This is a genomic window from Vandammella animalimorsus (assembly GCF_002285285.1).
Taxonomy (GTDB): domain Bacteria; phylum Pseudomonadota; class Gammaproteobacteria; order Burkholderiales; family Burkholderiaceae_C; genus Lampropedia; species Lampropedia animalimorsus.
The window spans coordinates 230,748-252,152 of sequence record NZ_NSJF01000005.1; the positions used below are offsets into that span (position 1 = coordinate 230,748).

Genomic DNA, 21,405 nt, shown 5'->3' on the forward strand with positions numbered 1-21,405 from the left:
CACTTGCCCAGGCAGGGCCTGGGCAAGCGTGGGTCGGATGCAGGTCGGTGGGGAGCTTACCTTTTCACGTCCTGACCGCCGAGCAAATCGAGCTGGTAGGTGAACTCCATGCCGCGCTCGGTCATCAGCCATTGCGATTCGAGGTAGTCCACTTCCGCATAGATGCTGCGCAGCGCGCCCATCAGCGGCCAGGTGATGTGATAGTAGGCCGCCTCCCAGTCCCAGGCGGCCAAGTCCTGCAAGTCCTCCTCGGAGAAGGCTTGCAGCAGCTGGCTGTAGAACGTGCCCGATGCGCCGATGACCATGAAGGGCGGCACGGCGGGCGTGGGAGCCTGCATCAGGGTTTCGAGCGTGGCCTTGTTCTCATCGCCCAGGGCCAGGCCGATGGCGCGCTGGCCTACCATGGCCCACAGGGAGTTGCCCATGCCCAGGTCTTCGATGAGCTCGTCGGGCAACTGCTTGGCCGGGCCGCCGGGCTGCAGGCCGACCCGACCCAGCTCGGGCATGAAGCCTTGCAGCATGCCCAGCATGGCGCTGGGGTTGGCGCTGGCCAGCAGCAAGGTGCCGCCCAGCTTGCCCATGTCCGTCGTCTCCTGCAGCATGTCGGCACTTTGCATCAGCAGGCTCAGGTCGCTGAAATCGACCCGGAAGCCATGGCCCCAGCTGGAGCCCGCGTGCAGCATGGCGATGAGGGCGCTGGCGTCTGCCGCCAGCTCATTCAATGGCGCCAGGTATTGGCACCGGTAGGGCGAGGCCTGGATGGACTGGGCCTGTTTTTGCAGCAGGTTGGCCACGGCGCTGGGGTTGGCGCTGATGCCGAGCGTGTAATTGCCGCGCACCGTGCCCAGGCCGGGCACTGGAGCGGGCAGGGCGCTGAAGTCCTTGGCCAGCTCTGCGTCCATCTCCAGCAGCATGTGGTAGTGCGCCTGCTTGTCGCTGAGCACCTTGGCGCCGCCGACCAGACGCGGGGTCTTGCTGACGGCGGCCTGCAGCTCGCTCTGGCAGCTGGCATCCAGGCGCACGCCAAAGTAGTTCAGCAGGCTGTCGCTCAGCCAGGTGGGCTGCGCTGCGGCGCTGGCCGTTCCGGCACCAGCAGCCTTGGCTCCGCTCAGCAACTCCACCAGGCGCTGCGCATCGACAAAGCCGGTGATGCCGCCTGGCAGGTATTCGTACTGCTTGTTGATGGCCTGCATGGTGCCCGCGCCGATGAGCGATTGCGCCGGCTTGTGCACGCCCAGCAGCTGCGCCAGCGGCGCCTCGGGGCGCTGCAGGTCGATGGTCAGCACCAAGTGCTTGCCTTGCACCGCAGCCACCAGGCGGGGCTTGAGGTAGGCGTCGGCTTCGGTCTCGGGCTGCAGATACCAGTAGGGCTGGCCGTCCACCTCGGCGCTGGAGAGCTTTTCGCCCGCGCGGGCCTCGGCCTCGGCGATGAAGGCCTTGAATTTGTCGGCATCGGCCAGCTCGATGCGCAGCACGGGCATGGCCTGCACTTCGTACAGCGCCAGCAGCGCATTGACGTCGATGCCCAGGTTTTCAAAGCCGCCGGGGGCGTGGAGCTTTTCCTGCATCAGGCCCAGCAGCGTCTTGGCGGTCTTCAGTTTGGCCGGGTCGGCGTCCGACTCGGCCAGCACCTGCAGGGCGCGCTCCAGGCTGGGGGTGATGTGCGCGCGCAGCACTTCGAACCAGCGGTGGTTGAGCTGCTCGTAGCCCTTGGGCGCGCGCTCGAGCGAGCCAAATGCAAAGGCAGTGTCGGCCGGCGCATAAGCCAGTGGGATGTTCTTGCTGCCGGGGCCGCCGATGCTGGCGCAACCGGCCAGCGCCAGGGCCAGGGCGGCGCTGAGGGCGAGTCGTTTCATGGGGGAGTCTCCAAAAAAAAGGAAATGGGCCCTGCGGCCAGGGGGCAGCCGCAGGGCCGTGGCCGCGTGTTTATTTGAAGGTGATGATCTGGTCCAGCTCCAGGCCGCGCTCGGAGAAGTGGTAGCGCACCGAGGCGTAGTCGATGGACTGATAGATCTGCGCAACACTTTGCATCATCGGCGCCATGATGTCGTTGGCCTGCTGTGCCCCGCTGGAGTTGGCCTCCAGGCTGTTGAGCATTTGCTCGTTGAACTTGCCCAGGCTCTTGGCATAGGTTTCGCCATCGACGCGGTAGTACAACAGCGGCTCGGGCGAGAGCGCGCTGGCCTTGAGGGCGCCTTCCAGATCGCCCTTGACATCGGCGCCGATGCCCAGGCCCAGGGTCTTGTCGGTCATGGCCAGCCAGACCGGATCCTGGCCGCCATTGACCATGGCCGTCATTGGCGATTGCAGCTGCTTGGCTGCGCCGTTGGGCTCCAGGCCCAGCTGGGCCAGCTCAGGCATCATGCCCTGGGCCATGCCCAGCAGCGACATGGGGTTGGGCGAGGCCACGACCAGCATGCCGCGCACGAGCTGCTGTTCGATGTTGATGTCGTTGAGCACCAAGCGCGCGCCGGTCAGCCAGCCCGAGGTGGCATACAGCCCTGCCATGCTCTGGTTGAGGCTGGCCATGCCTTCGTTGAGCTGCTGCAGGTGCTCGCACTGGTAGGGGGCGGTCTGCACGGCATTGGCCTGGGCCTGCAGGAAGCCGGCCAGCTGGTCGATCTTCACGCCAAAGCCGAATTCCACGCCCTTCTTGGCGCTGCCCAGGCCCGGCACGGGGGCGCTGATTTTTTGCAGCTCGCCGGCCAGGGGCTTGTCCAGCTCCAGCGTGCCGGCCACGCCCACTTTCTTGCCATCGACCTCGGTGGCGCCGGCCACCAGGCGCGGCGCCTTGGCCGCCAGGGCGCCAAATTCGCTGCGGCAGGCCTCGCTCCAGTTCGCTGGCGGCGGATAAATGGATTGGCCCTCGGTGAGCAGCGCCAGCACGCGGCGCGTGTCCACCAGGACGTTGCCGCCATAGGGCTTGTAGCCATAGGCTTTCTGCAGCTCGGTCAAGGTGCCGGCCTGCAGCACGGACTGGGCCGGGCGCTCCAGGCCCAGCAGCTGGGCCAGCGGCGCGGCGCTGTGCTGCGGATCGAGGGCCAGCACCAGGTGCTTGCCGACGATGGCCGCCACCAGGCGCGTGCGCTCCAGCGGCTGGGCGTTGGCCACCTGGGCGTCAGCGGCTTGGGCGGGCTGGGCGGCCTGGGCTGCTTGCTCGCCCAGCGGCATGAACCAGTAGGCCTGGCCGTTGAGCTCGCCGGTCTCCATCTTCTGGCCGAGGCGGGTTTCCACATCGGCGATGAAGGCCCTGAACTTGTCCGCATCCTGCAGCTCCATGCGCAGCACCGGCGCGCCGCCGATTTCATAGATGGCCCCTAGGCTCTTCATGCTCATGCCCAGGCTGGCCAGGGTGTCGGGCTGCTGCAGGCGCTCCTTGAGCAAGTCCATCACGGCATTGACGCGCGCGGTCTGCTCGTTTTGCTCCTCCTGGGCCAGCGCCTGGCGGGCGCGCTCCAGGCTTTGCAGCACGCCGGCTTTGAATTGCGGCGCCATGGCGCCGATGGTGTCGAGGTAGGCCTGCGGCGCGGGCTCCATGGTGCCGGCCACGAAGGCGGTGGTGCTGGGGGCGAAGGCCAGCGGGATGTCGGCCTTGGCAGGGGCGGCGGGCTGGGCCTGCTGCTTGCCGACCTCTGGGCTGTCCTCATTCTTGGAGCAGGCGCCCAGGGCAACGGCCAAGGCGATGGCCAGGGTGGTTTTTTTCATGATTCCTCCAGTGGAAAGTGGCATGTATGTGTTATGTGTTGGCTGATGGGGCTGCGGCCGTGACCCAGGTGCGTGGCTACCGGGCAATGATTGACATGTGATGGCGGGCGTGCTGCATAACACGCTCTAGGGGCATTGGAGATGGGGTGCAGCGCTCGGGGCATGGCTGGGCCAGGAACGCAAGTGGCGCGGCCCCAAAGCCTTTGGCAATGGTCTTTTGCTTGGCTTGGTGGTTGTTGCAGGTTGTTGTCGGGGCGCAATGATAGCGGAGCGCCATTGCGGCGCTGGGGCTGAGGTTGAGCGCATGGCGAAAAGGAATGCAAGCTGACGCAATCATGCGTAACAAGAGTTGTCAATGCTTGCACAAATCTTGCATGACTGGGGTTTGCCCGCAGTGGGCCTGGACTCGCTGGCAGGCTGACGCGATGCTCTTACAATGCCCGGCCCCAACGCGATCTCCTTACACAGTGTGAACAGGCCCTAGGCATGACTTCCTCCGCTCTCGTCCCCACGCAAACTGGCGATCCTGGCGATCGCATTGCCGAAGTCAATCGCAACACGGCGGAGACCCGCATCCACGTGCGCATCAACCTCGATGGCCGGGGCGTATCCAATCTGCGTACCGGCATTGGCTTTTTCGATCACATGCTCGATCAGGTGGCCCGCCACGGCATGATGGATCTGGACGTGCATTGCGAGGGCGATTTGCACATCGACGGCCACCACACGGTCGAGGACGTGGGCATTGCGCTGGGCCAGGCGCTGGCGCTGGCCGTGGGCGACAAAAAAGGCCTGCGCCGCTATGGCCACGCCTACGTGCCGCTGGACGAGGCGCTCAGCCGCGTGGTGATCGATCTCTCCGGCCGCCCGGGGCTGTTCTTCCACATCCCCTTCACCAGCGCGATGATCGGCCAGTTCGACACCCAGCTGGCCTGTGAATTCTTCCAGGGCTTTGCCAACCACGCGCAGGCCACGCTGCACGTGGACAACCTCAAGGGCATCAACGCCCACCACCAGGCCGAGACGGCCTTCAAGGCCTTCGGCCGGGCGCTGCGCCAGGCTGTCGAGCGCGATGCGCGCATGGCCGGCATCATGCCCTCGACCAAGGGGGTGCTGTGATGGCCGCCTGCGGCCCGGTCAAGCTGGCGTGAAGGCGCAGCCGCGCAGTCTGTGGCTCCAGCCATGAACAAACGCCTGCTTCTTCTTGCCTGGCTGGCCGGCTGCGCCTGGCCTGGCCTGGCGGCATGGGATTTGCCCGCGGGCTGGAGCCGCCAGGCTCAGCAGCAGGGCGTCGTCAGCTACAGCCCGGCCGGGTTGGGCGAGCGCATTTTCATGGTCGTGGCGCTCGATCCGCTGCCCATGCAGGGGCAGACGCCCCAGCAGTGGACGCAGGCCATGGCCGAGCAGCTCTCTCAAGGCTACGGCAAGATCGCCGCGCGCGAGGCGCTGCAGCACAAGGCGCCGCTGTGGAGCACCACGCACCGCATCGACGCCCAGGGCCGGGCGCTGGTGGCCACGTACACGGCCCTGCCGCTGGACGATGGGCGGGCCAGGCTGGTCTTTCTGGTCAGCGAGCAGTCCGAGACCTTGTTGGCCCAGCACGGCCAGCAAGGCGCGCAGGTGCTGGCCGCCGCATTGGCCGAGGGCCAGCCCAGCAGCCAGGGTGGGGCAGCCAGCCTGGCCGCGCCGCCTGCATCCCCTGTCGAACCCGCCAGCCCCACCAAGCCCGAGCGCACACCAGAGCACACACGGGAGCGCAGCTACGCCGGCCTGGCCGCCGACGGCGCCACCATCGGCGGCGCGTTCACCTTTGGCCAATACCGCTGCCAGGTCGAAAACGGCCGCCACCCCTACGAGGTGACGCTGGAGCTGTACCCGAACAAAGAGCTGCGCAGCAGCATGAGCCGCCTGAAGACGGGCCGCTTCAGCTACCACCCGGACAAGGGCACGGTGAACATTGACGAGAAAATCCATCTGCTGAATTTCGAATACCGCGGCCAGGTGCAGATGGTGTCGGTGTACTTCAAGGATCGCCAGGGCCGGGCCTACATCCGGGGCGAGGATCTGGACGAGGGCGAGGGCACGACCTGCCGCCACGTCGGCCCCAGCGCCTCGCCCTCGCCCAGCGAGGAGGCCGCCGCCCAGGCCGAGGAGCGGCGCTTCAAATGGGTTACCCCGCCCGGGCAGGGCGTGCAGCCTGGCCAGATCGAGGCCATCCTGCACAGCGCCGAGTTCGTCAACGACAGCCTGGGCATGCGCTTGGAGGAGGAGCACTTGCTGCTGCTCAAGGACGGCTGGGCCTACGCCGGGCTGCGCGTGCCGCCGGCCGATCTGGACGTGCGCGCCTCGCGAGCCAATGAGCCGGGGAAGTGGCGGCGCTGGCGCAAGCAGCGCGGGCAGTACCAGTTGGAGAAGGTCGATACTTGGGAGGATGCGCCGGGCACACCGGCGCGCCCGGCCCGCGCCGATCAGCGCCTGCACGGTGCCTACACCGCCTCCAGCTACCACGGCAACATCTACACCAGCGGCTACGCCTTCAAGGACACGCTGTACTTCAAGCGCGACGGCACGCTGGGCAGCAGCTCCAGCATGCGCGGCGGTACCACGGCGATGAACAGCGGCACCTTCAGCGCCAACGTCGCCTCCGACCGCAGCGACGAGCGCCCGGTGCAGTACCGCCTGGACGGCTACACCCTGGAGCGTCGCTACCCCGACGGCCAGAGCACGCGCAGCCTGTTCTTCTTCTGGGGCGAGGGCGAGCAGCACATCACCATCAATGGCACGACCTACAGTCAGTAATTTCTCTCAGCGTCTGCTTGCGTCGGCCATGGCCCGGCGCCTGCCAGGCGTCACAACACCGTTTCGAGCACCATGAAACCCAGTCACACCCTGGCCGTCGTCGATTACGGCAGCGGCAACCTGCGCTCGGTCTGGCAGGCGGCCTGCCATGCCGCGGCCGACACCGATTGGCGCGTCGTGCTCACGCGCGATCCAGCCGTGGTCGCGCAGGCTGCGCGCATCGTCCTGCCAGGGCAGGGCGCCATGGCCGACTGCATGCGCCAGCTGCACGAGTCGGGCCTGTATGAAGCCGTGTTGCAGGCCGCGCGCAGCAAGCCGCTGTTTGGCGTCTGCGTGGGCATGCAAATGCTGCTGGAGCACAGCGATGAGGGCGGCGGCACGCCGGCGCTGGGCCTGCTGCCCGGGCGCGTGCGGCGCTTTGCCCTGGATGGGCAACGCCAGCCCGATGGCAGCCGCTTCAAGATCCCGCAAATGGGCTGGAACCGCGTGTACCGCCCGAAAGACCATGCCGAGCACCCGATGTGGGCTGGCATTGCCGATGGCAGCTGGTACTACTTTGTGCACAGCTACCATGCCCAGCTGCAGCAGCCCGAGCACTGTGCCGGTCAGGCCGATTACGGCGGTTGGTTCACCGCGGCCATCGCGCGCGAGAACCTGTTTGCCACCCAGTTCCACCCGGAGAAAAGCGCGGACCAAGGCATTGCCCTGTACCGCAACTTTCTGCACTGGCAGCCGTGAGCAGCCCTTTTCCCTTCCCTTCCCCTTCCTTCAACCCCGTGCGCCAGGCGCACACATCGCTTTTTTTCTGATCTGCCATGCTGTTGATTCCAGCCATTGACCTCAAAGACGGGCATTGCGTGCGCCTTGTGCAGGGCGACATGGACCAATCGACCACCTTTGGCGAGCAGCCGCAGCTCGTGGCCCAGCGCTGGCTGGACGCGGGCGCGCGCCGCCTGCACCTGGTGGACCTCAACGGCGCCTTTGCCGGCAAGCCCAAGAACCTGGCGGCCATCAAGGCCATCCTCAAGGAAGTGGACGGCCAGGTGCCGGTGCAGCTGGGCGGCGGCATCCGCGATCTGGACACCATCGAGCAGTACATCGACAGTGGCATCCAGTACGTCATCATCGGCACGGCGGCGGTGAAGAACCCCGGCTTTTTGCGCGATGCCTGCAGCGCCTTCGGCGGCCACATCATCGTCGGGCTGGACGCCAAGGATGGCAAAGTCGCCACCGATGGCTGGAGCAAGGTCACCGGCGTGGACGTGATCGAGCTGGCGCGCAAGTTCGAGGACTACGGCGTGGAGTCCATCATCTACACCGATATTGGCCGCGACGGCATGCTCAGCGGCATCAACATCGACGCCACCGTGCGCCTGGCCCAGGCCGTGGACATCCCCATCATCGCCAGCGGCGGTCTCAAGGGCATGGACGACATCGAGCGGCTGCTGCAGGTGCAGGACGAAGGCATCGAAGGCGTGATTTGCGGCCGCGCCATCTACACCGGGGATCTGGACTTCGCCAGCGCCCAGGCGCGCGTGGACGAATTCGAGGACGGCGAGGGCGATCCGGCCGAGTAAGATCGGTTCAGGCCGAGCACATTGAACTGACAGGAGCCCAGCCATGCTGGCCAAACGCATCATCCCCTGCCTGGACGTGACCGGCGGGCGCGTCGTCAAGGGCGTGAACTTCGTCGAGTTGCGCGACGCGGGCGATCCCGTGGAGATCGCCGCGCGCTACAACGAGCAAGGCGCCGACGAACTGACCTTTCTGGACATCACCGCCACCAGCGATGGGCGCGACCTGATCCTGCCCATCATCGAGGCCGTGGCCTCGCAGGTCTTCATCCCGCTGACCGTGGGCGGCGGCGTGCGCAGCGTGGCCGACGTGCGCCGCCTGCTCAATGCCGGGGCCGACAAGGTCAGCTTCAACTCCGCGGCCATCGCCACGCCCGAAGTCATCGACCAGGCCTCGGACAAATACGGCGCGCAATGCATCGTCGTGGCCATCGACGCCAAGCGCCGCAACGCCGAGGCTGAGCAGGCCCTGGGCGCAGACGGCCAGCCGCTGGGGCCGGGCTGGAACGTCTACAGCCACGGCGGCCGCAAGGACACTGGCCTGGACGCACTGGCCTGGGCGCGCGAGATGGCCCGGCGCGGCGCGGGCGAAATCCTGCTCACCAGCATGGACCGCGACGGCACGCAAAGCGGCTTCGACCTCGAACTCACCCGCGCCGTGGCCGATGCCGTGCCCGTGCCCGTCATCGCCAGCGGCGGCGTGGGCACGCTCGAACACCTGGCCGACGGCATCACCGCCGGCGGCGCCGATGCCGTGCTGGCCGCCAGCATCTTCCACTTCGGCACCTACACCATCGAGCAGGCCAAACGCCACATGGCCGCGCGCGGCATCCCCGTGCGGCTTTAGAGCGTGTGATGCACTTTTCGCCCCCCGCGCTGGCCCCAAGGGATAGCAAAGTGCATCACAGGCTCTAAATCCCCAAAATCCAACATACCGCGAGATCCCCATGCCTCCCTACAGCCTTGATGGCAAAACCTTTCGCTCCGTCAGCAACACGCCCAATGGCGAAGTGGACGGGCAAGCCCGCTTTCACTACCGCCAGCAGGGCGACATCGTCACCGCCCACTACGAGGGCGGGCAGGTGCGCTGCGGCCAGCTCATGGCGCGCATGCTGCCCGATGGCCGCCTGGACATGCGCTACCACCACCTCAACAGCGCAGGCCAGTTCATGCTCGGTCAATGCCTGTCCACCCCCGAGCGCCTGCCCGATGGCCGCTTGCGCTTTCACGAGCAATGGCAATGGCTCAGCGGCGACGGCAGCAGCGGCCAATCCATGATTGAAGAGGTCAGCCAATGAGCGAAGTCCCCCCTGCGGACGCCCCAGAAGCCCCCGCCAGCGACGACGCCTGGCTGGACGCCATCGCCTGGGACGCCAATGGCCTGATCCCCGCCATCGCCCAGGAAAAAGACACGGGCGACATCCTCATGGTCGCCTGGATGAACCGCGAGGCCCTGCGCCAGACGGCGCAAAAAGGCCAGGCCGTCTACTACAGCCGCTCGCGCGGCAAGCTCTGGCACAAGGGCGAGGAGTCGGGCCACTTTCAGACCGTGCACGCCATCCGCACCGACTGCGACAACGACGTCATCTTGTTGACCATCACCCAGCACGGCCACCAGCCCTCCATCGCCTGCCACACCGGGCGCCACAGCTGCTTTTACCAACGGCTGGAAAACCCCGCCTCGCCCAGCCCGCAATGGCAGGCCGTCGAGCCTGTGCTGAAAGACCCGCTGCGCATCTACAACCCCTGAGCCACACCATGACCGACACCCCATCCGCGGACGCTTTGTTTGCCCATCTGGCCGAAGTTTTCCAATCGCGCAAGCCCCAGCGCGGCGGCGACCCTGAGCGCAGCTACGTCGCGCGCCTGCTGGCCGAAGGCAAGGCGCCCGACGCCTTTTTGAAAAAAATCGGCGAGGAGGCCGCCGAAGTCGTCATGGCCGCCAAGGACCTGGCCAGCGGCGCCAAGCCGAAGCAGGCGCTGGTCTATGAAGTGGCCGACCTGTGGTTTCACACCCTGGTGGCGCTGGCGCACTTCGATCTGGACGCCAGCGACGTGCTGCGCGAGCTGGCGCGGCGCGAAGGCCTCAGCGGACTGGCCGAGAAGGCCGCCCGCGCACAGGGCTGAGCAGCGCGCCTGCGCCCCATTCATTTTTTCCCAAGGAACCAACCCACATGCCATCCATCCTGCTCTTCAACGCCAGCAACAGTTCCCAATCCATTCACGACAAGGTGCTCGATGCCGTGCAGCAACTGCTGCAGGCCCAGGGCCAACAGCCCATCGAGCGCCAAAGCATGCGCGAGTACGAGCTGCCCCTGCTGAGCCTGGACCGCGAGCGCGAACAAGGCTACCCCGAGCCGGCCCAGGCCTTCTATGCGCTGCTGGCCGCGCACGACGCGCTGGCCATTGCCTGCCCCGAGCACAATGGCTCCGTGCCGGCGGCGTTCAAGAATCTGCTGGACTGGACTTCGCGCTACGCCCGCCACCAGCCGCAGAAAATGCTCGAAGGCAAACAGGTGCTGCTGCTGAGCACCTCAGGCGGCGCCAACGGCGGCGCCAGCAATCTGGCCCATCTGGCCAAGTTGCTGCCCTGGCAAGGCGCATCCCGGGTCGTCACCTGCAGTCTGGGCGGTTTCTACGAGCGCTTCCCCGAGGGCCAGCCCAATGAGGCCACGCGCGAGGAGCTGCAGCAGGCCGTGCAGCAATGGCTGGCATGAGCGCACAGGTTTGCTGAGCGCCTGTCAAGAAGGGCCTGGCCTGGCACTCGGCATCTACCCTGGCGCAGCCTGCGGCTGCCCATAATGGACCTTTCCCCTGGCGGGCCGCGCTGCCGTGGCGCGGCCCGTGTTGCCTTGTTTTTTTGACAGAAAGGTCATGCCATGCCAGCCATGATGAAAGCCGCCGTGTTCGTCGAGCCCGGGCGCATCGAAGTGGTCGACAAACCCATCCCGGACGTGGGCCCCAACGATGCCCTGATCCGCATCACGACCACCACCATCTGTGGCACGGATGTGCACATCCTCAAGGGCGAATACCCGGTCGAGAAGGGCCTGACGGTTGGCCATGAGCCGGTGGGCGTGATCGAAAAGCTCGGCAGCGCCGTCAAGGGCTACCGCGAAGGCCAGCGCGTCATCGCCGGCGCCATCTGCCCGAACTTCAACTCCTACGCCGCGCAGGATGGCGTGCCCTCGCAGGATGGCAGCTATCTTGCAGCCAGCGGCCGCTGCGGCTGCCACGGCTACAAGCTCACCGCCGGCTGGCGCTTTGGCAATTTGATCGACGGCACCCAGGCCGAATACGTGCTGGTGCCCGATGCCGAGGGCAACCTCGCGCCCGTGCCCGACGGCCTGAGCGACGAGCAGGTGCTGATGTGCCCGGACATCATGTCCACCGGCTTCGTTGGCGCCGAAAACGCCAACATCCGCATTGGCGATACCGTGGCCGTGATCGCCCAGGGCCCCATTGGCCTGTGCGCCACCGCTGGCGCGCGCCTGAAGGGCGCCACGACCATCATTGCCATCGACGGCAACGACGAACGCCTGGCCGTGGCCAAGCGCATGGGCGCGGACGTGACGCTGAACTTCCGCAAGCTCGACGTGGTGGACGAGGTGCTCAAGCTCACCGGCGGGCGCGGCGTGGATTCGGCCATCGAGGCGCTGGGCCTGCAAACCACCTTCGAGCAGGCGCTGCGCATGCTCAAGCCCGGCGGCACGCTCTCCAGCCTGGGCGTGTACTCCGAAGACCTGCGCATTCCATTGGGGCCATTCGGCGCCGGCTTGGGAGACCACAAGATCAACACCGCACTGTGCCCTGGCGGCAAGGAACGCATGCGCCGCCTGATGGCGGTGATCGAATCGGGCCGCGTGGATCTCAGCCCGCTGGTGACGCACACGCGCAAGCTCGAAGACATCGCCGAGGCTTACGATCTGTTCATGCACCAGCGCGACGGCGTGCTGAAGATCGCCATCAAACCCTGACGTCAGCAAGTTTGGACGCGCGCTTTGCGGCGCGCGGCGCACAACCAGCAAAGGGCCCGATTCGGGCCCTTTTTGCATGGCAGGCGTGGCGTGAACCTGTGCTTTTGAACAGGCTCTCAGAACTCCAGCAGCCGGGCCAGGGCGTGGCGCATGGCGGCCTGACGGATGGCGGTGCGGTCACCTTCGAACTGGCAGCGCTGGGCCTGCAAGGTCTGGCCGTTGCCCCAGGCGAACCAGACTGTGCCCACGGGCTTGGCGGGGCTGCCGCCATCGGGGCCGGCAATGCCGGTGATGGCCACGCTCAGCTGCGCCGGGGTATGGGCCAGCGCGCCGTGCGCCATGGCCAGGGCGACGGCCTGGCTGACTGCGCCTTCGCGCTCGATCAAGGCTGCGGGCACGCCCAGCAGTTGCTGCTTGGCGACGTTGGAGTAGGTCACCAGGCCGCGCTCGAACCAGCGGCTGGAGCCTGGCAGCTCGGTACAGGCCGCGGCCAGCAGGCCGCCGGTGCAGCTCTCGGCCGTGACCAGCATGCGGCCGCTGCGCAGCAGGTGCTCGGCCAGGGCCTGCAGTTGTGCGTGCAAGATGGGGTCGGTGGCGTTCATGGCGTCGGGCTCGGCTCAGAAGTCAAAACATCAGGGGGCAAAACCAGCTTCAAAACCAGTGCACGCCCAGCGCCAGCACCAGCAGGGTGCAGAAGGCAGCGACCAGGTCGTCCCACAGGATGCCCCAGGCGCCGCGCCAGCCGTGGCCCTTGAATGCGCGATCGGCCCAGCGCACGGGCTGGGGCTTGACGATGTCGAAGAAGCGAAACAGCCCGAAGGCCAGCAGCTGCAGCCAGAAGCTGCTGGGGCCCAGCACCCAGAGCACCAGCCAGAAGGCCAGGATTTCGTCCCAGACGATGCAGCCCGGGTCCTCGCTGCCGAGCATGCGGGCGGTGCGCTCGCAGGCCCACCAGCCGATCAGCAGGGCCGCCACGAAGAACCAGGCCAGCAGGGCATCGGGCGCGCGCGCGAGCAGCAGCGCATAACTCAACCAGGCTGCCAGCGTGCCCATGGTGCCCGGCGAGACGGGGATGCGCCCGCAGCCCAGGCCCAGCGCAATGGCGCGCGCCAGGCGTGCGCTCAGCTTGTCGCCAAGGGGAAACACGGAGGTGGTGCGGGACGTGGAAGACATGACAATACTTTGGATCGCAAACGCATGGGCCACCGATGGTAGCGGCAAATGCTGCCCGGACTGTTGGTGCTCCATGCAGGCATGGCCCTCTGGCTATGATTTGCCGTGTTTCCCCGCCTTGCGGCGCAGGGCGCAGGGAGCGCAGCCACAACAATGATGAAAGGAGTCACAGCAATGAACCAGCAGCAGCGCCCTTGGTTGGATGCCTACCCCCCTGGTGTACCCGCCGAAATCGACCCGGATCAGTATCAGTCGTTGAACCAACTCATCGACGAGAGCATGCAGGCCTTTCGCGACAAGGCCTGCTACAGCTACATGGGCAAGGAGTTCAACTTTGGCGAGATCGACGCCCAGAGCGCGGCCTTTGCCGCCTACTTGCAGGGACTGGGGCTGAAAAAGGGCGACCGCGTGGCGGTGATGATGCCCAACGTGGTGCAGTACCCGGTGGCAGTGATCGGCGTGCTGCGCGCCGGGCTGGTGCTGGTCAACGTCAACCCGCTGTACACGGCGCGCGAGCTGGAGCATCAGCTCAATGACTCGGGCGCGACGGCCATCGTCATCATCGAAAACTTCGCGCAGACTTTGCAGCAGTGTCTGGCCAAGACGCCCGTCAAGCACATCGTGCTCACCAGCATGGGCGACAGCCTGGGCCTGCTCAAGGGGGCGCTGGTCAATTACGTGGTGCGCAATGTCAAAAAGCTGGTGCCGGCTTTCGATTTGCCCGGTGCGGTGCGCTTCAACGAGGCGTTGAGAATTGGTCAGGGCCGCACGCTGGCGCCGGTGGCCGTGCAGTCCAGTGACATCGCCGTGCTGCAGTACACCGGCGGCACCACTGGCGTGAGCAAGGGCGCCGTGCTCACGCACCGCAACATCATTGCCAACATCCTGCAATCGGCCGTTTGGAACGAGCCGGTCATGGGGCTGATTCCCAAGGAGCAGCAACCCACCCTGGTGTGCGCGCTGCCGCTCTACCACATCTTCGCCTTCACGGTGAACATGATGCTGGGCCTGCGCAACGGCTCGAAGAACATCCTGCTGCCCAACCCGCGCGATCTGGACAGCGTGCTCAAGGAGCTGGCCAAGCACACTTTCCATTCCTTCCCGGCCGTCAACACCTTGTTCAATGGCCTGCTGCACCACCCGAACTTCAACACCGTGGACTGGAGCAATCTGAAGATGTCGCTGGGCGGCGGCATGGCTGTGCAGGGCGCGGTGGCCAAGCTCTGGCTGGAGAAGACCGGCAGCCCGATCTGCGAGGGCTATGGCCTCTCGGAGACCAGCCCCTGCGCCACCTGCAACCCGGTGACGAACCGCGAGTTCAACGGCACCATCGGCCTGCCGCTGCCCAGCACCGAGATCAAGTGCCTGGACGACGAGGGCAACGAAGTGCCGCTGGGCACGCCCGGCGAGATCGCCATCAAGGGCCCGCAGGTCATGCAAGGCTATTGGCAGCGCCCGGACGAGACCGCCAAGGTCATGACTGCCGATGGGTTCTTTCGCTCTGGCGACATCGGCGTCATGAACGAGCAGGGCTATGTGCGCATCGTCGATCGCAAGAAGGACATGGTGCTGGTCAGCGGCTTTAACGTCTTCCCCAACGAGGTCGAGGACGTGATTGCCATGATGCCCGGCGTGCTCGAGTGCGCCGTGGTTGGCGTGCCCGACGAGAAAACTGGCGAGGCCATCAAGCTGGTCATCGTCAAGCGCGAGCCCGGCCTGAGCGAGGAGGCTGTGCGCGACTACGCCAAGCACAACCTCACCAACTACAAGCGCCCCAAGCACGTGGAGTTCCGAGATGCCTTGCCCAAGACCCCAGTGGGCAAGATCCTGCGCCGCGAGCTGCGCGATTGAAAGCAGCGCCCGGCGTGCTGATGGCGCAGCCGCCGGGCGTGGTGTGCAGCGCGGCTAGAGCGTGTTATGCACTTTGCGCTCCCCCGCGCTGGCCTCAAAACCGTGTAATCGCAAGGCGGCGCGCGCCGCCAAGGCTGGCTGCCTTGGCAAGCGTGCCAACGCGGCGAGTGCATGGTTTTTGGGCCAGCCCGAAGGGAGAGCGCCCCGGCATGCGCATTACGGCGTTGCCGTTTCCTTGCAGCCCACCGGGCTGCGGCGGCAACGGCGCCTTGCACTGCACACGCCGGGGCGCTCTCGCGGAGGGGGGCGGAAAGTGCATAACACGCTCTATGATCGCGCTTTCTTTGTGTCTTTGTGACTTGCACGCGTGACCATGCCCAACCGCACTGCTTATTTCGTCTCCGATGGCACAGGCATTACTGCCGAGGCCTTTGGCAATGCCATCCTGGCGCAGTTCGACCTGAATGTGCGCAAGCAGCGCCTGCCGTTCGTCGATACGGTGGACAAGGCCCACCAGGCCATCCGGCAGATCAACCACAGCCTGGAGTTGGAGAACAAAAAGCCCATCGTCTTCACGACGCTGGTCAACCCCGACGTGCAGGCGGTGTTCGCGCAGCACTGCAAGGGCATGGTGATGGACATGTTCGGCAGCTTCGTGCAGCCGCTCGAAGATGAGCTGGGCGCCAAGTCGCACCACCGCGTAGGTCGCTTTACCGACATCAGCAAGAGCAAGGAATACTCCGACCGCATGGAGGCCATCAACTACACGCTGGCGCACGACGATGGCCAGTCCAACATGGACTTGCAAAGCGCTGACGTGATCCTGGTGGGCGTCAGCCGCAGCGGCAAAACGCCCACCAGCCTGTACCTGGCCATGCAGTACGGGCTGAAGGTGGCCAACTACCCGCTGATCCCGGAGGACTTCGAGCGCCAGCAACTGCCGCCGGCGCTGGTGCCGCTGAAGAAGAAGCTGTTTGGCCTGACCATCCAGCCCGAGCGCCTGAGCGAGATCCGCAACGAGCGCCGCCCAGGCTCGCGCTATGCAAGCCTGGCCAATTGCCGCATGGAAGTCAGCGAGGCCGAGAGCATGATGCGCCGCGCCGGCGTGGCCTGGCTTTCGACCACGACCAAATCCATCGAGGAAATCTCCACGACCATCCTGCAGGAGCTGATGCCCGAGCGCCTGGCCGGGCGCTGATGCCCACGGCGCTGCGCTGGCGCTGGCAAGAAAGCCTCAATGCGCGGGCGCTTGGGTTTGGCGCCACACAGTCTTGCCGTCGCTGTCCTTGTCGATGCCTTGCAGCACGGCCTCGTGCTCGGCCAGCTCGCGCTCGCTGGCGTTGAGCACCAGCAGCTGCAACTGGCTGAAATCCACGCGCACCTGGCTGTCTTGCTCCGGGCTGTCCTGCTCTTGCACGGCATCTTCGGTCAGCAGCGCGTTCTGCCCGCGCGTGAGGTGCAGGTAAACCTGGGCCAGCAGCTCCGAATCCAGCAGCGCGCCGTGCAGCGTGCGGTTGGATTTGTCGATCTCGAAGCGGTCGCACAGCGCATCGAGCGAATTGCGCTTGCCGGGGAAGGCTTCGCGCGCCAGCAGCAGGCTGTCGGTGATGGCGCTGACGTAAGTGCTCAGCGCGGGCTTGCCCAGCAGTTTGAGCTCGTTGTCCAGAAAGCCCACGTCGAACGCAGCGTTGTGGATGATGATTTCCGCATCGCGCACGAAGTCCAGGAACTGCTCGACGCATTCGTCAAAGCGCGGCTTGTCGCTGAGGAATTCGCGCGTGATGCCGTGCACGCGCAGCGCATCGGGGTGGCTGTCGCGATCGACCTTGAAGTAATAGTGCAGATGCCGCCCGGTGAGCTGGCGGTTTTGCAGTTCCACGCAGGCCAGTTCGATGACCCGGTCGCCCTCGGCCACCGACAGGCCGGTGGTTTCGGTGTCCATGATGATTTGACGCATAGGCACAATCGCGGCAAAAACCGCCAGCGTAGCACCATCTGCCGTCCCATCGGCGGCAAAATGCGGCGCTTGTGCCATTTCTCTCATCTGCCTTGCCATGACCACAGCTGCCCCAGCCTTGCCCGACCCTGCCGCGCCGACGCACGAATCGCCGCTGCACGGCAAACACCTGCTCCTGGGCCTGACGGGCGGGGTGGCTTGCTACAAGGCCGCCGAGTTGTGCCGCTTGCTCATCAAAGCCGGGGCCAGCGTGCAGGTGGTCATGACCGAGGCCGCCTGTGAGTTCATCACCCCCGTGACCATGCAGGCGCTCTCGGGCCGGGCGGTGTATTGCTCGCAGTGGGATGCGCGCCAGCCCAACAACATGGCGCACATCAACCTCAGCCGCGAAGCCGATGCCATGCTGCTGGCGCCGTGCAGCGCCGATTTCATCGCCCGCCTGGCGCAGGGCCGCGCCGATGAGTTGCTCAGCCTGATGTGCCTGGCGCGCCCGATCGAGCGGGTGCCGCTGCTGGTGGCGCCGGCGATGAACCGAGAGATGTGGTTGCACCCCAGCACCCAGCGCAACTTGGCGCAGATCGCCCAGGATGGCGCACTGCTGCTGGGCGTGGGCCATGGCGAGCAGGCCTGCGGTGAGTACGGCGACGGCCGGATGCTGGAGCCTTGGCAGCTGCTGCAGGAGCTTGCGGCCCACTTCACCCCCAAGGCGCTGGCTGGCCGGCGCGTGCTGGTCACGGCTGGGCCAACTTTTGAGGCCATCGACCCGGTGCGCGGCCTGACCAACCGCTCCAGCGGCAAGATGGGCTACGCCATCGCCCAGGCCGCTTGGGAGGCTGGCGCGCAGGTGACGCTGGTCAGCGGCCCGGTGGCGCTTCAGACGCCCCATGGCGTCTCGCGCATCGACGTGCAATCGGCGCGGCAAATGCTCGATGCCGCCACTGCCCAGGCGCAAACGGCCGATGTGTTCATCGCCACGGCGGCTGTGGCCGATTGGCGGCCTGCCGAGGTGGCCGAGCAGAAGATCAAGAAGCGCGCCGATGGCGCCATGCCGGCGCTGCAGTTCACCGAGAACCCGGACATCCTCGCCAGCATCGCACGCAGCGACCGCGCGCGCCAGGGCCTGTTGTACTGCGTGGGCTTTGCCGCCGAGAGCGAAGACCTGCTGGCCCACGCCAGCGCCAAGCGCCAGCGCAAGGGCGTGCCCCTGCTGGTGGGCAACATTGGCCCCAATACTTTTGGTCAGGACGACAACACCATCACCCTGTTTGACGAACACGGCCACCAGCGCCTGCCGACAGCCAGCAAGCGCGTGCTGGCGCGGCAGTTGGTGCAGGAAATTGCTCGCCGCCTGCCGGGCCATCCAGTGAATTGAATGGCATGGGCAGGCGCTCGGCCACGGCCAGCACACCACGATGAATGCAACGTCCCGGCTTGCAAAGACAGCTGTTTTTTGAAGCACGCGGACTTTCCCGGACGCACAGGCTTTTCGCTGGCAAAGCCTTGCGCCTTTTTTGTGATGAATGGTTTTTGACATGGAGATTTTGACGACGCGGGCGCAAGTTGTGCCAGGCCTGGAGCCCGGTAGCCCGACGACCCGCTGGTGGATCGTGGCGCTGTGCTGCGCCATCATGATGGTGGAGGGCTTTGATCTGCTGATCTACAGCAATGCCATCCCCGCGCTGCTGGCCGATGCGTCCATGGGCATGGACAAGGCCCTGGCCGGGCAAGTTGGCAGCATGGTGTTCGTGGGCATGCTGCTGGGCGGCGTGTGCGCCGGCCGCCTGAACCAGGCGCTGGGCCAGAGGCGCATCATCACACTGGGCTTCATCGGCTTTACGCTGACCACGGCCCTGGCGGCCTGGGCCGGCAATGCTTGGCAACTGGGGGCGCTGCGCTTGCTGGCCGGCCTGGGCCTGGGCGTGGTGCTGCCTGCCGGTCTGGCGCTGGCGCGCGCGCACAGTCTGCCGAAGCACAGCGCCTTGACGATCAGCATCGTCATGTCGGGCATTGCGCTGGGCGGCATGGCCGCCTCGCTGGCGGCCATGCCCATCGTCGCCCACTGGGGCTGGCGTCCGCTGTTCCTGGCCGGCGGCGCACTGGGCTTGCTGGTGCTGTTGGCGCTCGTGCCTTTGCTGGCGCGGGCCGAGCGCCTGCAGCCCACACCGCAGGCCGGGGGCGCGCAGCAGCCGACACAGCAGCCAGCCCAAGCCCAACCATGGCGCCGCATTCTGGGCGGGGCCAGCCTGGCAGTGCTGGCGTTGGGAACTTTGGCCACGTTGGCCGATTTGCTCACCTGGTACGGCATCACCGTCTGGCTGACGCAGCTGATGCGTGAGTTCGATATGCCATTCAATGGCGCGCTGCAGATGATGTTCACGCTCAACATCGGCGCCATCCTGGGCTCGCTGGGCACAGCCAGCCTGGCCATGCGCCTGGGCACGCGCCCGGTGGCCATGGCGGCAGGCGCCCTGGCGGCGCTGTGCCTGTTGGCCATTGCCTCGCGGCAGTTCTCCGGCATGGCGCTGCTGGCCCTTGTCGCGCTGCTGGGCATGAGTGCCATCAGCGCCCAGAATCTGGTCAATGCCCTGGTCAGCGATGCATTTCCTGTGGCCTACCGGGCCGCCGCCATCGGCATGACGCTGGGCCTGGGCCGCCTGGGGGCGGTGATCGCGCCATCGCTGGGCGGCCACATCCTGGCCGCTGGCCATGGGCCCGAGCGCGTGCTGCAGGCGTTTGCGCTGGCAGCCAGCCTGGGCGTGCTGGTGCTGCTGTTTTTCACACCGGCGCTGTCGCAGCGCAGCGTGGCGCGGTTGGAGTCGCCCACAGGGCATTGAGGCGTGCTGCACGCTCTAGAATCGCGTGCATTGCACAATCAATGGAGCCCAGCGCGCATGGCGACCCGCAAGAAATCATCCACCGAAACCGCAGGGCATGGCGACGTGCAAGGGCGGATCGTCAAGAAATACCCCAACCGCCGCCTGTACGACTTGGCGACCTCCACCTACATCACGCTGGCGGACGTCAAGCAGATGGTGATGCAGCGTGAGCCGCTGGTCGTGGTGGACGCCAAGACGGGCGAGAACCTCACGCGCAGCATCCTGCTGCAGATCATCCTTGAGGAAGAAATCGGCGGCAGCCCGATCTTCAGCGAGACCGTGCTGGCGGAGCTGATCCGCTTCTATGGCCATGCCATGCAGGGCTTCATGGGTGCCTACATCGAGAAAACCATTCTGAGCATGGCCGAGATGCAGGCCCAGTGGATGGAGCAAAGCCGCCAGATCCCGCCAGAGCTTTGGCGGCAGTGGCAGTCCTGGGGGCAGCCCGTCATGCCCGGCGTGGTGGAAAACTACACCGAGCAATCGCGTCAGGCCTTTGTGCGGGCGCAGGAGCAAATGCAGGAAAACGTGCGCCAGCAGACGGCGCAGTTCTGGCAGCTCTTTGGCCTCAAGAGCGGCTGAGCGCCCAAAACAAAGCGCCCGGTGCGGGCGCTCTTTGTTGGTTTCAGGTGCGAGGCTGCGGTGGGCGCTGTGTCAGCGCGCGCTGGCTACTTGGGTGCTGGTCAAGGCAATGCGCCGTGCGCCATTGAAGCGCGACTGCCAATAGGCCTTTTCCATGCTCTCCACCCGGATGCGTGAGCCGGCGCGCGGTGAGTGAATAAAGCGCCCCTCGCCAATGTAAATGCCCACGTGGCTGAACTGGCGCCGCATGGTGTTGAAGAACACCAGATCCCCCGGGCGCAACTCCTTCTTGGCTATGGCCTTGGTGGCGCGCGCCTGTTCGGCGGCGGTGCGCGGCAGGGTATGGCCCAGTGTGCGCTGGAACAAGGACAACACAAAGCCACTGCAGTCAAAACCGCCTTGCATCGAACTCTTGCCATACGAATAAGGCTTGCCCAGGTAGCCCATGGCGGTAACGACCACGTCCGACATCATCAGCGTGTGCGTGTCGATGCGTGGCGCGGCGCTGGCCTGTGGCGCAGGCTGACCGGGCCACTGGGCGGCAGGGCTGGGGCTGCGGGCCAGCTGGGCCTGGCTTCTGGTGGCAGCCTTGTGGCGCGCAGCGGCCACGCGCTCGCCAAAACCGCGCGCCAATGGCTTGTGGGCCTGCTGGCCCAGCAGGAACTGGCCCAGAACATCTTGTCTGGGGGCCACGTCGGCATGGGCGGCCCAGGGGCTGAACAAGGCGGCCAGCAGCAAGGCGGCAGGCAGTGGGCGGTGGCGGAAAGTCATGGTTGTAAGCCTAGCATCAATTCACAGAAAATCATGAGAAAATTCTTGTAACTTCATGATTTCATGCAAGATTGCAATATTTGACATTGGCGTATCAGAAACAGGGCTTGCATTTGAACACAAATTGTTCCATTTTCAAA

The 21,405-nt window shown here is 66.0% G+C and carries 21 protein-coding genes; 15 read left to right on the forward strand and 6 right to left on the reverse strand.

The annotated features are described in order from the left end of the window. Positions 1–56: 56 nt before the first annotated feature. Positions 57–1,856: a hypothetical protein gene (locus CK620_RS10660; protein WP_095550273.1), complete on the reverse strand. Its 1,800-nt coding sequence runs from the start codon at positions 1,854–1,856 to the stop codon at positions 57–59. A 70-nt stretch (positions 1,857–1,926) separates the two neighbouring features. Next, the gene (locus tag CK620_RS10665) at positions 1,927–3,705 is read right to left on the reverse strand and encodes a hypothetical protein (RefSeq protein WP_095550274.1); all 1,779 of its coding nucleotides are present in this window, start codon (positions 3,703–3,705) and stop codon (positions 1,927–1,929) included. Positions 3,706–4,191: 486 nt separating this feature from the next. Here CK620_RS10665 and hisB point away from each other — a divergent pair, with 486 nt between their 5' ends. The 10 genes from hisB (at position 4,192) to CK620_RS10715 (ending at position 12,055) form a co-directional block, all read left to right on the forward strand. Next, positions 4,192–4,824 carry an imidazoleglycerol-phosphate dehydratase HisB gene (gene hisB, locus CK620_RS10670; RefSeq protein ID WP_095550275.1) on the forward strand — a complete coding sequence of 211 codons (633 nt, stop codon included), beginning with the start codon at positions 4,192–4,194 and terminating at the stop codon, positions 4,822–4,824. Positions 4,825–4,887: 63 nt separating this feature from the next. After that, positions 4,888–6,504: a hypothetical protein gene (locus tag CK620_RS10675; protein ID WP_095550276.1), complete on the forward strand. Its 1,617-nt coding sequence runs from the start codon at positions 4,888–4,890 to the stop codon at positions 6,502–6,504. Between the two features lie 72 nt (positions 6,505–6,576). After that, positions 6,577–7,242, forward strand: a complete 666-nt coding sequence (hisH, locus tag CK620_RS10680) for an imidazole glycerol phosphate synthase subunit HisH (protein WP_095550277.1) — start codon at positions 6,577–6,579, stop codon at positions 7,240–7,242. A gap of 77 nt (positions 7,243–7,319) precedes the next feature. Then, positions 7,320–8,081, forward strand: a complete 762-nt coding sequence (gene hisA, locus CK620_RS10685) for a 1-(5-phosphoribosyl)-5-[(5-phosphoribosylamino)methylideneamino]imidazole-4-carboxamide isomerase (RefSeq protein WP_095550278.1) — start codon at positions 7,320–7,322, stop codon at positions 8,079–8,081. Between the two features lie 43 nt (positions 8,082–8,124). Further along, positions 8,125–8,925, forward strand: coding sequence for an imidazole glycerol phosphate synthase subunit HisF (gene hisF / locus CK620_RS10690; protein ID WP_095550279.1), 801 nt, complete (start codon positions 8,125–8,127; stop codon positions 8,923–8,925). Positions 8,926–9,025: 100 nt separating this feature from the next. Continuing rightward, positions 9,026–9,376 (forward strand): avidin-fold protein, encoded by a 351-nt coding sequence (locus CK620_RS10695; protein ID WP_095550280.1) that lies wholly within the window; start codon positions 9,026–9,028, stop codon positions 9,374–9,376. Beyond that, the gene (gene hisI, locus CK620_RS10700; RefSeq protein ID WP_095550281.1) at positions 9,373–9,828 is read left to right on the forward strand and encodes a phosphoribosyl-AMP cyclohydrolase; all 456 of its coding nucleotides are present in this window, start codon (positions 9,373–9,375) and stop codon (positions 9,826–9,828) included. Before CK620_RS10695 ends, hisI begins: the two co-directional genes overlap by 4 nt. Then, complete coding sequence (locus CK620_RS10705; protein ID WP_420894226.1) at positions 9,825–10,205, forward strand: phosphoribosyl-ATP diphosphatase; 381 nt, start codon at positions 9,825–9,827, stop codon at positions 10,203–10,205. The genes hisI and CK620_RS10705 overlap by 4 nt, the downstream gene beginning before the upstream one ends. Positions 10,206–10,252: 47 nt before the next feature. Then, positions 10,253–10,795 (forward strand): NAD(P)H-dependent oxidoreductase, encoded by a 543-nt coding sequence (locus CK620_RS10710; protein ID WP_095550283.1) that lies wholly within the window; start codon positions 10,253–10,255, stop codon positions 10,793–10,795. Between the two features lie 162 nt (positions 10,796–10,957). Beyond that, positions 10,958–12,055 (forward strand): NAD(P)-dependent alcohol dehydrogenase, encoded by a 1,098-nt coding sequence (locus CK620_RS10715; RefSeq protein ID WP_095542361.1) that lies wholly within the window; start codon positions 10,958–10,960, stop codon positions 12,053–12,055. 116 nt (positions 12,056–12,171) lie between these two features. Here the strand turns inward: CK620_RS10715 and CK620_RS10720 are convergent, their stop codons facing one another. After that, a complete protein-coding gene (locus CK620_RS10720) occupies positions 12,172–12,657 on the reverse strand; it encodes a CinA family protein (RefSeq protein WP_095550284.1) in 486 nt (161 codons plus the stop codon). Positions 12,658–12,706: 49 nt separating this feature from the next. Further along, positions 12,707–13,228 carry a phosphatidylglycerophosphatase A family protein gene (locus tag CK620_RS10725; RefSeq protein WP_179290633.1) on the reverse strand — a complete coding sequence of 174 codons (522 nt, stop codon included), beginning with the start codon at positions 13,226–13,228 and terminating at the stop codon, positions 12,707–12,709. A gap of 174 nt (positions 13,229–13,402) precedes the next feature. Here CK620_RS10725 and CK620_RS10730 point away from each other — a divergent pair, with 174 nt between their 5' ends. Beyond that, on the forward strand, positions 13,403–15,079 hold the full coding sequence (locus CK620_RS10730) for a long-chain-fatty-acid--CoA ligase (RefSeq protein ID WP_095550286.1): 1,677 nt from the start codon (positions 13,403–13,405) through the stop codon (positions 15,077–15,079). Positions 15,080–15,452: 373 nt separating this feature from the next. After that, the gene (gene ppsR, locus CK620_RS10735; protein ID WP_095538448.1) at positions 15,453–16,277 is read left to right on the forward strand and encodes a posphoenolpyruvate synthetase regulatory kinase/phosphorylase PpsR; all 825 of its coding nucleotides are present in this window, start codon (positions 15,453–15,455) and stop codon (positions 16,275–16,277) included. Positions 16,278–16,313: 36 nt separating this feature from the next. Here the strand turns inward: ppsR and dnaQ are convergent, their stop codons facing one another. Further along, positions 16,314–17,036 (reverse strand): DNA polymerase III subunit epsilon, encoded by a 723-nt coding sequence (dnaQ, locus tag CK620_RS10740; protein WP_095550350.1) that lies wholly within the window; start codon positions 17,034–17,036, stop codon positions 16,314–16,316. 97 nt (positions 17,037–17,133) lie between these two features. Here dnaQ and coaBC point away from each other — a divergent pair, with 97 nt between their 5' ends. The 3 genes from coaBC to phaR all read left to right on the forward strand — a co-directional run bounded on the left by coaBC (position 17,134) and on the right by phaR (position 20,494). Further along, a complete protein-coding gene (gene coaBC / locus CK620_RS10745; RefSeq protein WP_095550287.1) occupies positions 17,134–18,408 on the forward strand; it encodes a bifunctional phosphopantothenoylcysteine decarboxylase/phosphopantothenate--cysteine ligase CoaBC in 1,275 nt (424 codons plus the stop codon). Between the two features lie 160 nt (positions 18,409–18,568). Continuing rightward, the gene (locus tag CK620_RS10750) at positions 18,569–19,870 is read left to right on the forward strand and encodes an MFS transporter (RefSeq protein ID WP_179290634.1); all 1,302 of its coding nucleotides are present in this window, start codon (positions 18,569–18,571) and stop codon (positions 19,868–19,870) included. Between the two features lie 57 nt (positions 19,871–19,927). Beyond that, a complete protein-coding gene (phaR, locus tag CK620_RS10755) occupies positions 19,928–20,494 on the forward strand; it encodes a polyhydroxyalkanoate synthesis repressor PhaR (RefSeq protein ID WP_095550289.1) in 567 nt (188 codons plus the stop codon). 72 nt (positions 20,495–20,566) lie between these two features. On the opposite strand, the gene CK620_RS14335 is transcribed toward phaR, so the two are convergent. After that, positions 20,567–21,265, reverse strand: a complete 699-nt coding sequence (locus tag CK620_RS14335; RefSeq protein WP_238946100.1) for a C40 family peptidase — start codon at positions 21,263–21,265, stop codon at positions 20,567–20,569. Between the last annotated feature and the right edge of the window lie 140 nt (positions 21,266–21,405).

What these genes read in the sequence shown, in the direction of transcription:
- hisF (WP_095550279.1), top strand. Translation starts at nt 8,125, where the DNA reads ATGCTGGCCAAACGCATCATCCCCTGCCTGGACGTGACCGGCGGGCGC.
- CK620_RS10725 (WP_179290633.1), bottom strand. Translation starts at nt 13,228, where the DNA reads ATGTCTTCCACGTCCCGCACCACCTCCGTGTTTCCCCTTGGCGACAAG.
- CK620_RS10660 (WP_095550273.1), bottom strand. Translation starts at nt 1,856, where the DNA reads ATGAAACGACTCGCCCTCAGCGCCGCCCTGGCCCTGGCGCTGGCCGGT.
- hisA (WP_095550278.1), top strand. Translation starts at nt 7,320, where the DNA reads ATGCTGTTGATTCCAGCCATTGACCTCAAAGACGGGCATTGCGTGCGC.
- hisB (WP_095550275.1), top strand. Translation starts at nt 4,192, where the DNA reads ATGACTTCCTCCGCTCTCGTCCCCACGCAAACTGGCGATCCTGGCGAT.
- CK620_RS10695 (WP_095550280.1), top strand. Translation starts at nt 9,026, where the DNA reads ATGCCTCCCTACAGCCTTGATGGCAAAACCTTTCGCTCCGTCAGCAAC.
- coaBC (WP_095550287.1), top strand. Translation starts at nt 17,134, where the DNA reads ATGACCACAGCTGCCCCAGCCTTGCCCGACCCTGCCGCGCCGACGCAC.
- CK620_RS10665 (WP_095550274.1), bottom strand. Translation starts at nt 3,705, where the DNA reads ATGAAAAAAACCACCCTGGCCATCGCCTTGGCCGTTGCCCTGGGCGCC.
- CK620_RS10750 (WP_179290634.1), top strand. Translation starts at nt 18,569, where the DNA reads ATGGAGATTTTGACGACGCGGGCGCAAGTTGTGCCAGGCCTGGAGCCC.
- CK620_RS10715 (WP_095542361.1), top strand. Translation starts at nt 10,958, where the DNA reads ATGCCAGCCATGATGAAAGCCGCCGTGTTCGTCGAGCCCGGGCGCATC.
- CK620_RS10720 (WP_095550284.1), bottom strand. Translation starts at nt 12,657, where the DNA reads ATGAACGCCACCGACCCCATCTTGCACGCACAACTGCAGGCCCTGGCC.
- phaR (WP_095550289.1), top strand. Translation starts at nt 19,928, where the DNA reads ATGGCGACCCGCAAGAAATCATCCACCGAAACCGCAGGGCATGGCGAC.
- CK620_RS10675 (WP_095550276.1), top strand. Translation starts at nt 4,888, where the DNA reads ATGAACAAACGCCTGCTTCTTCTTGCCTGGCTGGCCGGCTGCGCCTGG.
- CK620_RS14335 (WP_238946100.1), bottom strand. Translation starts at nt 21,265, where the DNA reads ATGACTTTCCGCCACCGCCCACTGCCTGCCGCCTTGCTGCTGGCCGCC.
- hisI (WP_095550281.1), top strand. Translation starts at nt 9,373, where the DNA reads ATGAGCGAAGTCCCCCCTGCGGACGCCCCAGAAGCCCCCGCCAGCGAC.
- hisH (WP_095550277.1), top strand. Translation starts at nt 6,577, where the DNA reads ATGAAACCCAGTCACACCCTGGCCGTCGTCGATTACGGCAGCGGCAAC.
- CK620_RS10710 (WP_095550283.1), top strand. Translation starts at nt 10,253, where the DNA reads ATGCCATCCATCCTGCTCTTCAACGCCAGCAACAGTTCCCAATCCATT.
- ppsR (WP_095538448.1), top strand. Translation starts at nt 15,453, where the DNA reads ATGCCCAACCGCACTGCTTATTTCGTCTCCGATGGCACAGGCATTACT.
- CK620_RS10730 (WP_095550286.1), top strand. Translation starts at nt 13,403, where the DNA reads ATGAACCAGCAGCAGCGCCCTTGGTTGGATGCCTACCCCCCTGGTGTA.
- dnaQ (WP_095550350.1), bottom strand. Translation starts at nt 17,036, where the DNA reads ATGCGTCAAATCATCATGGACACCGAAACCACCGGCCTGTCGGTGGCC.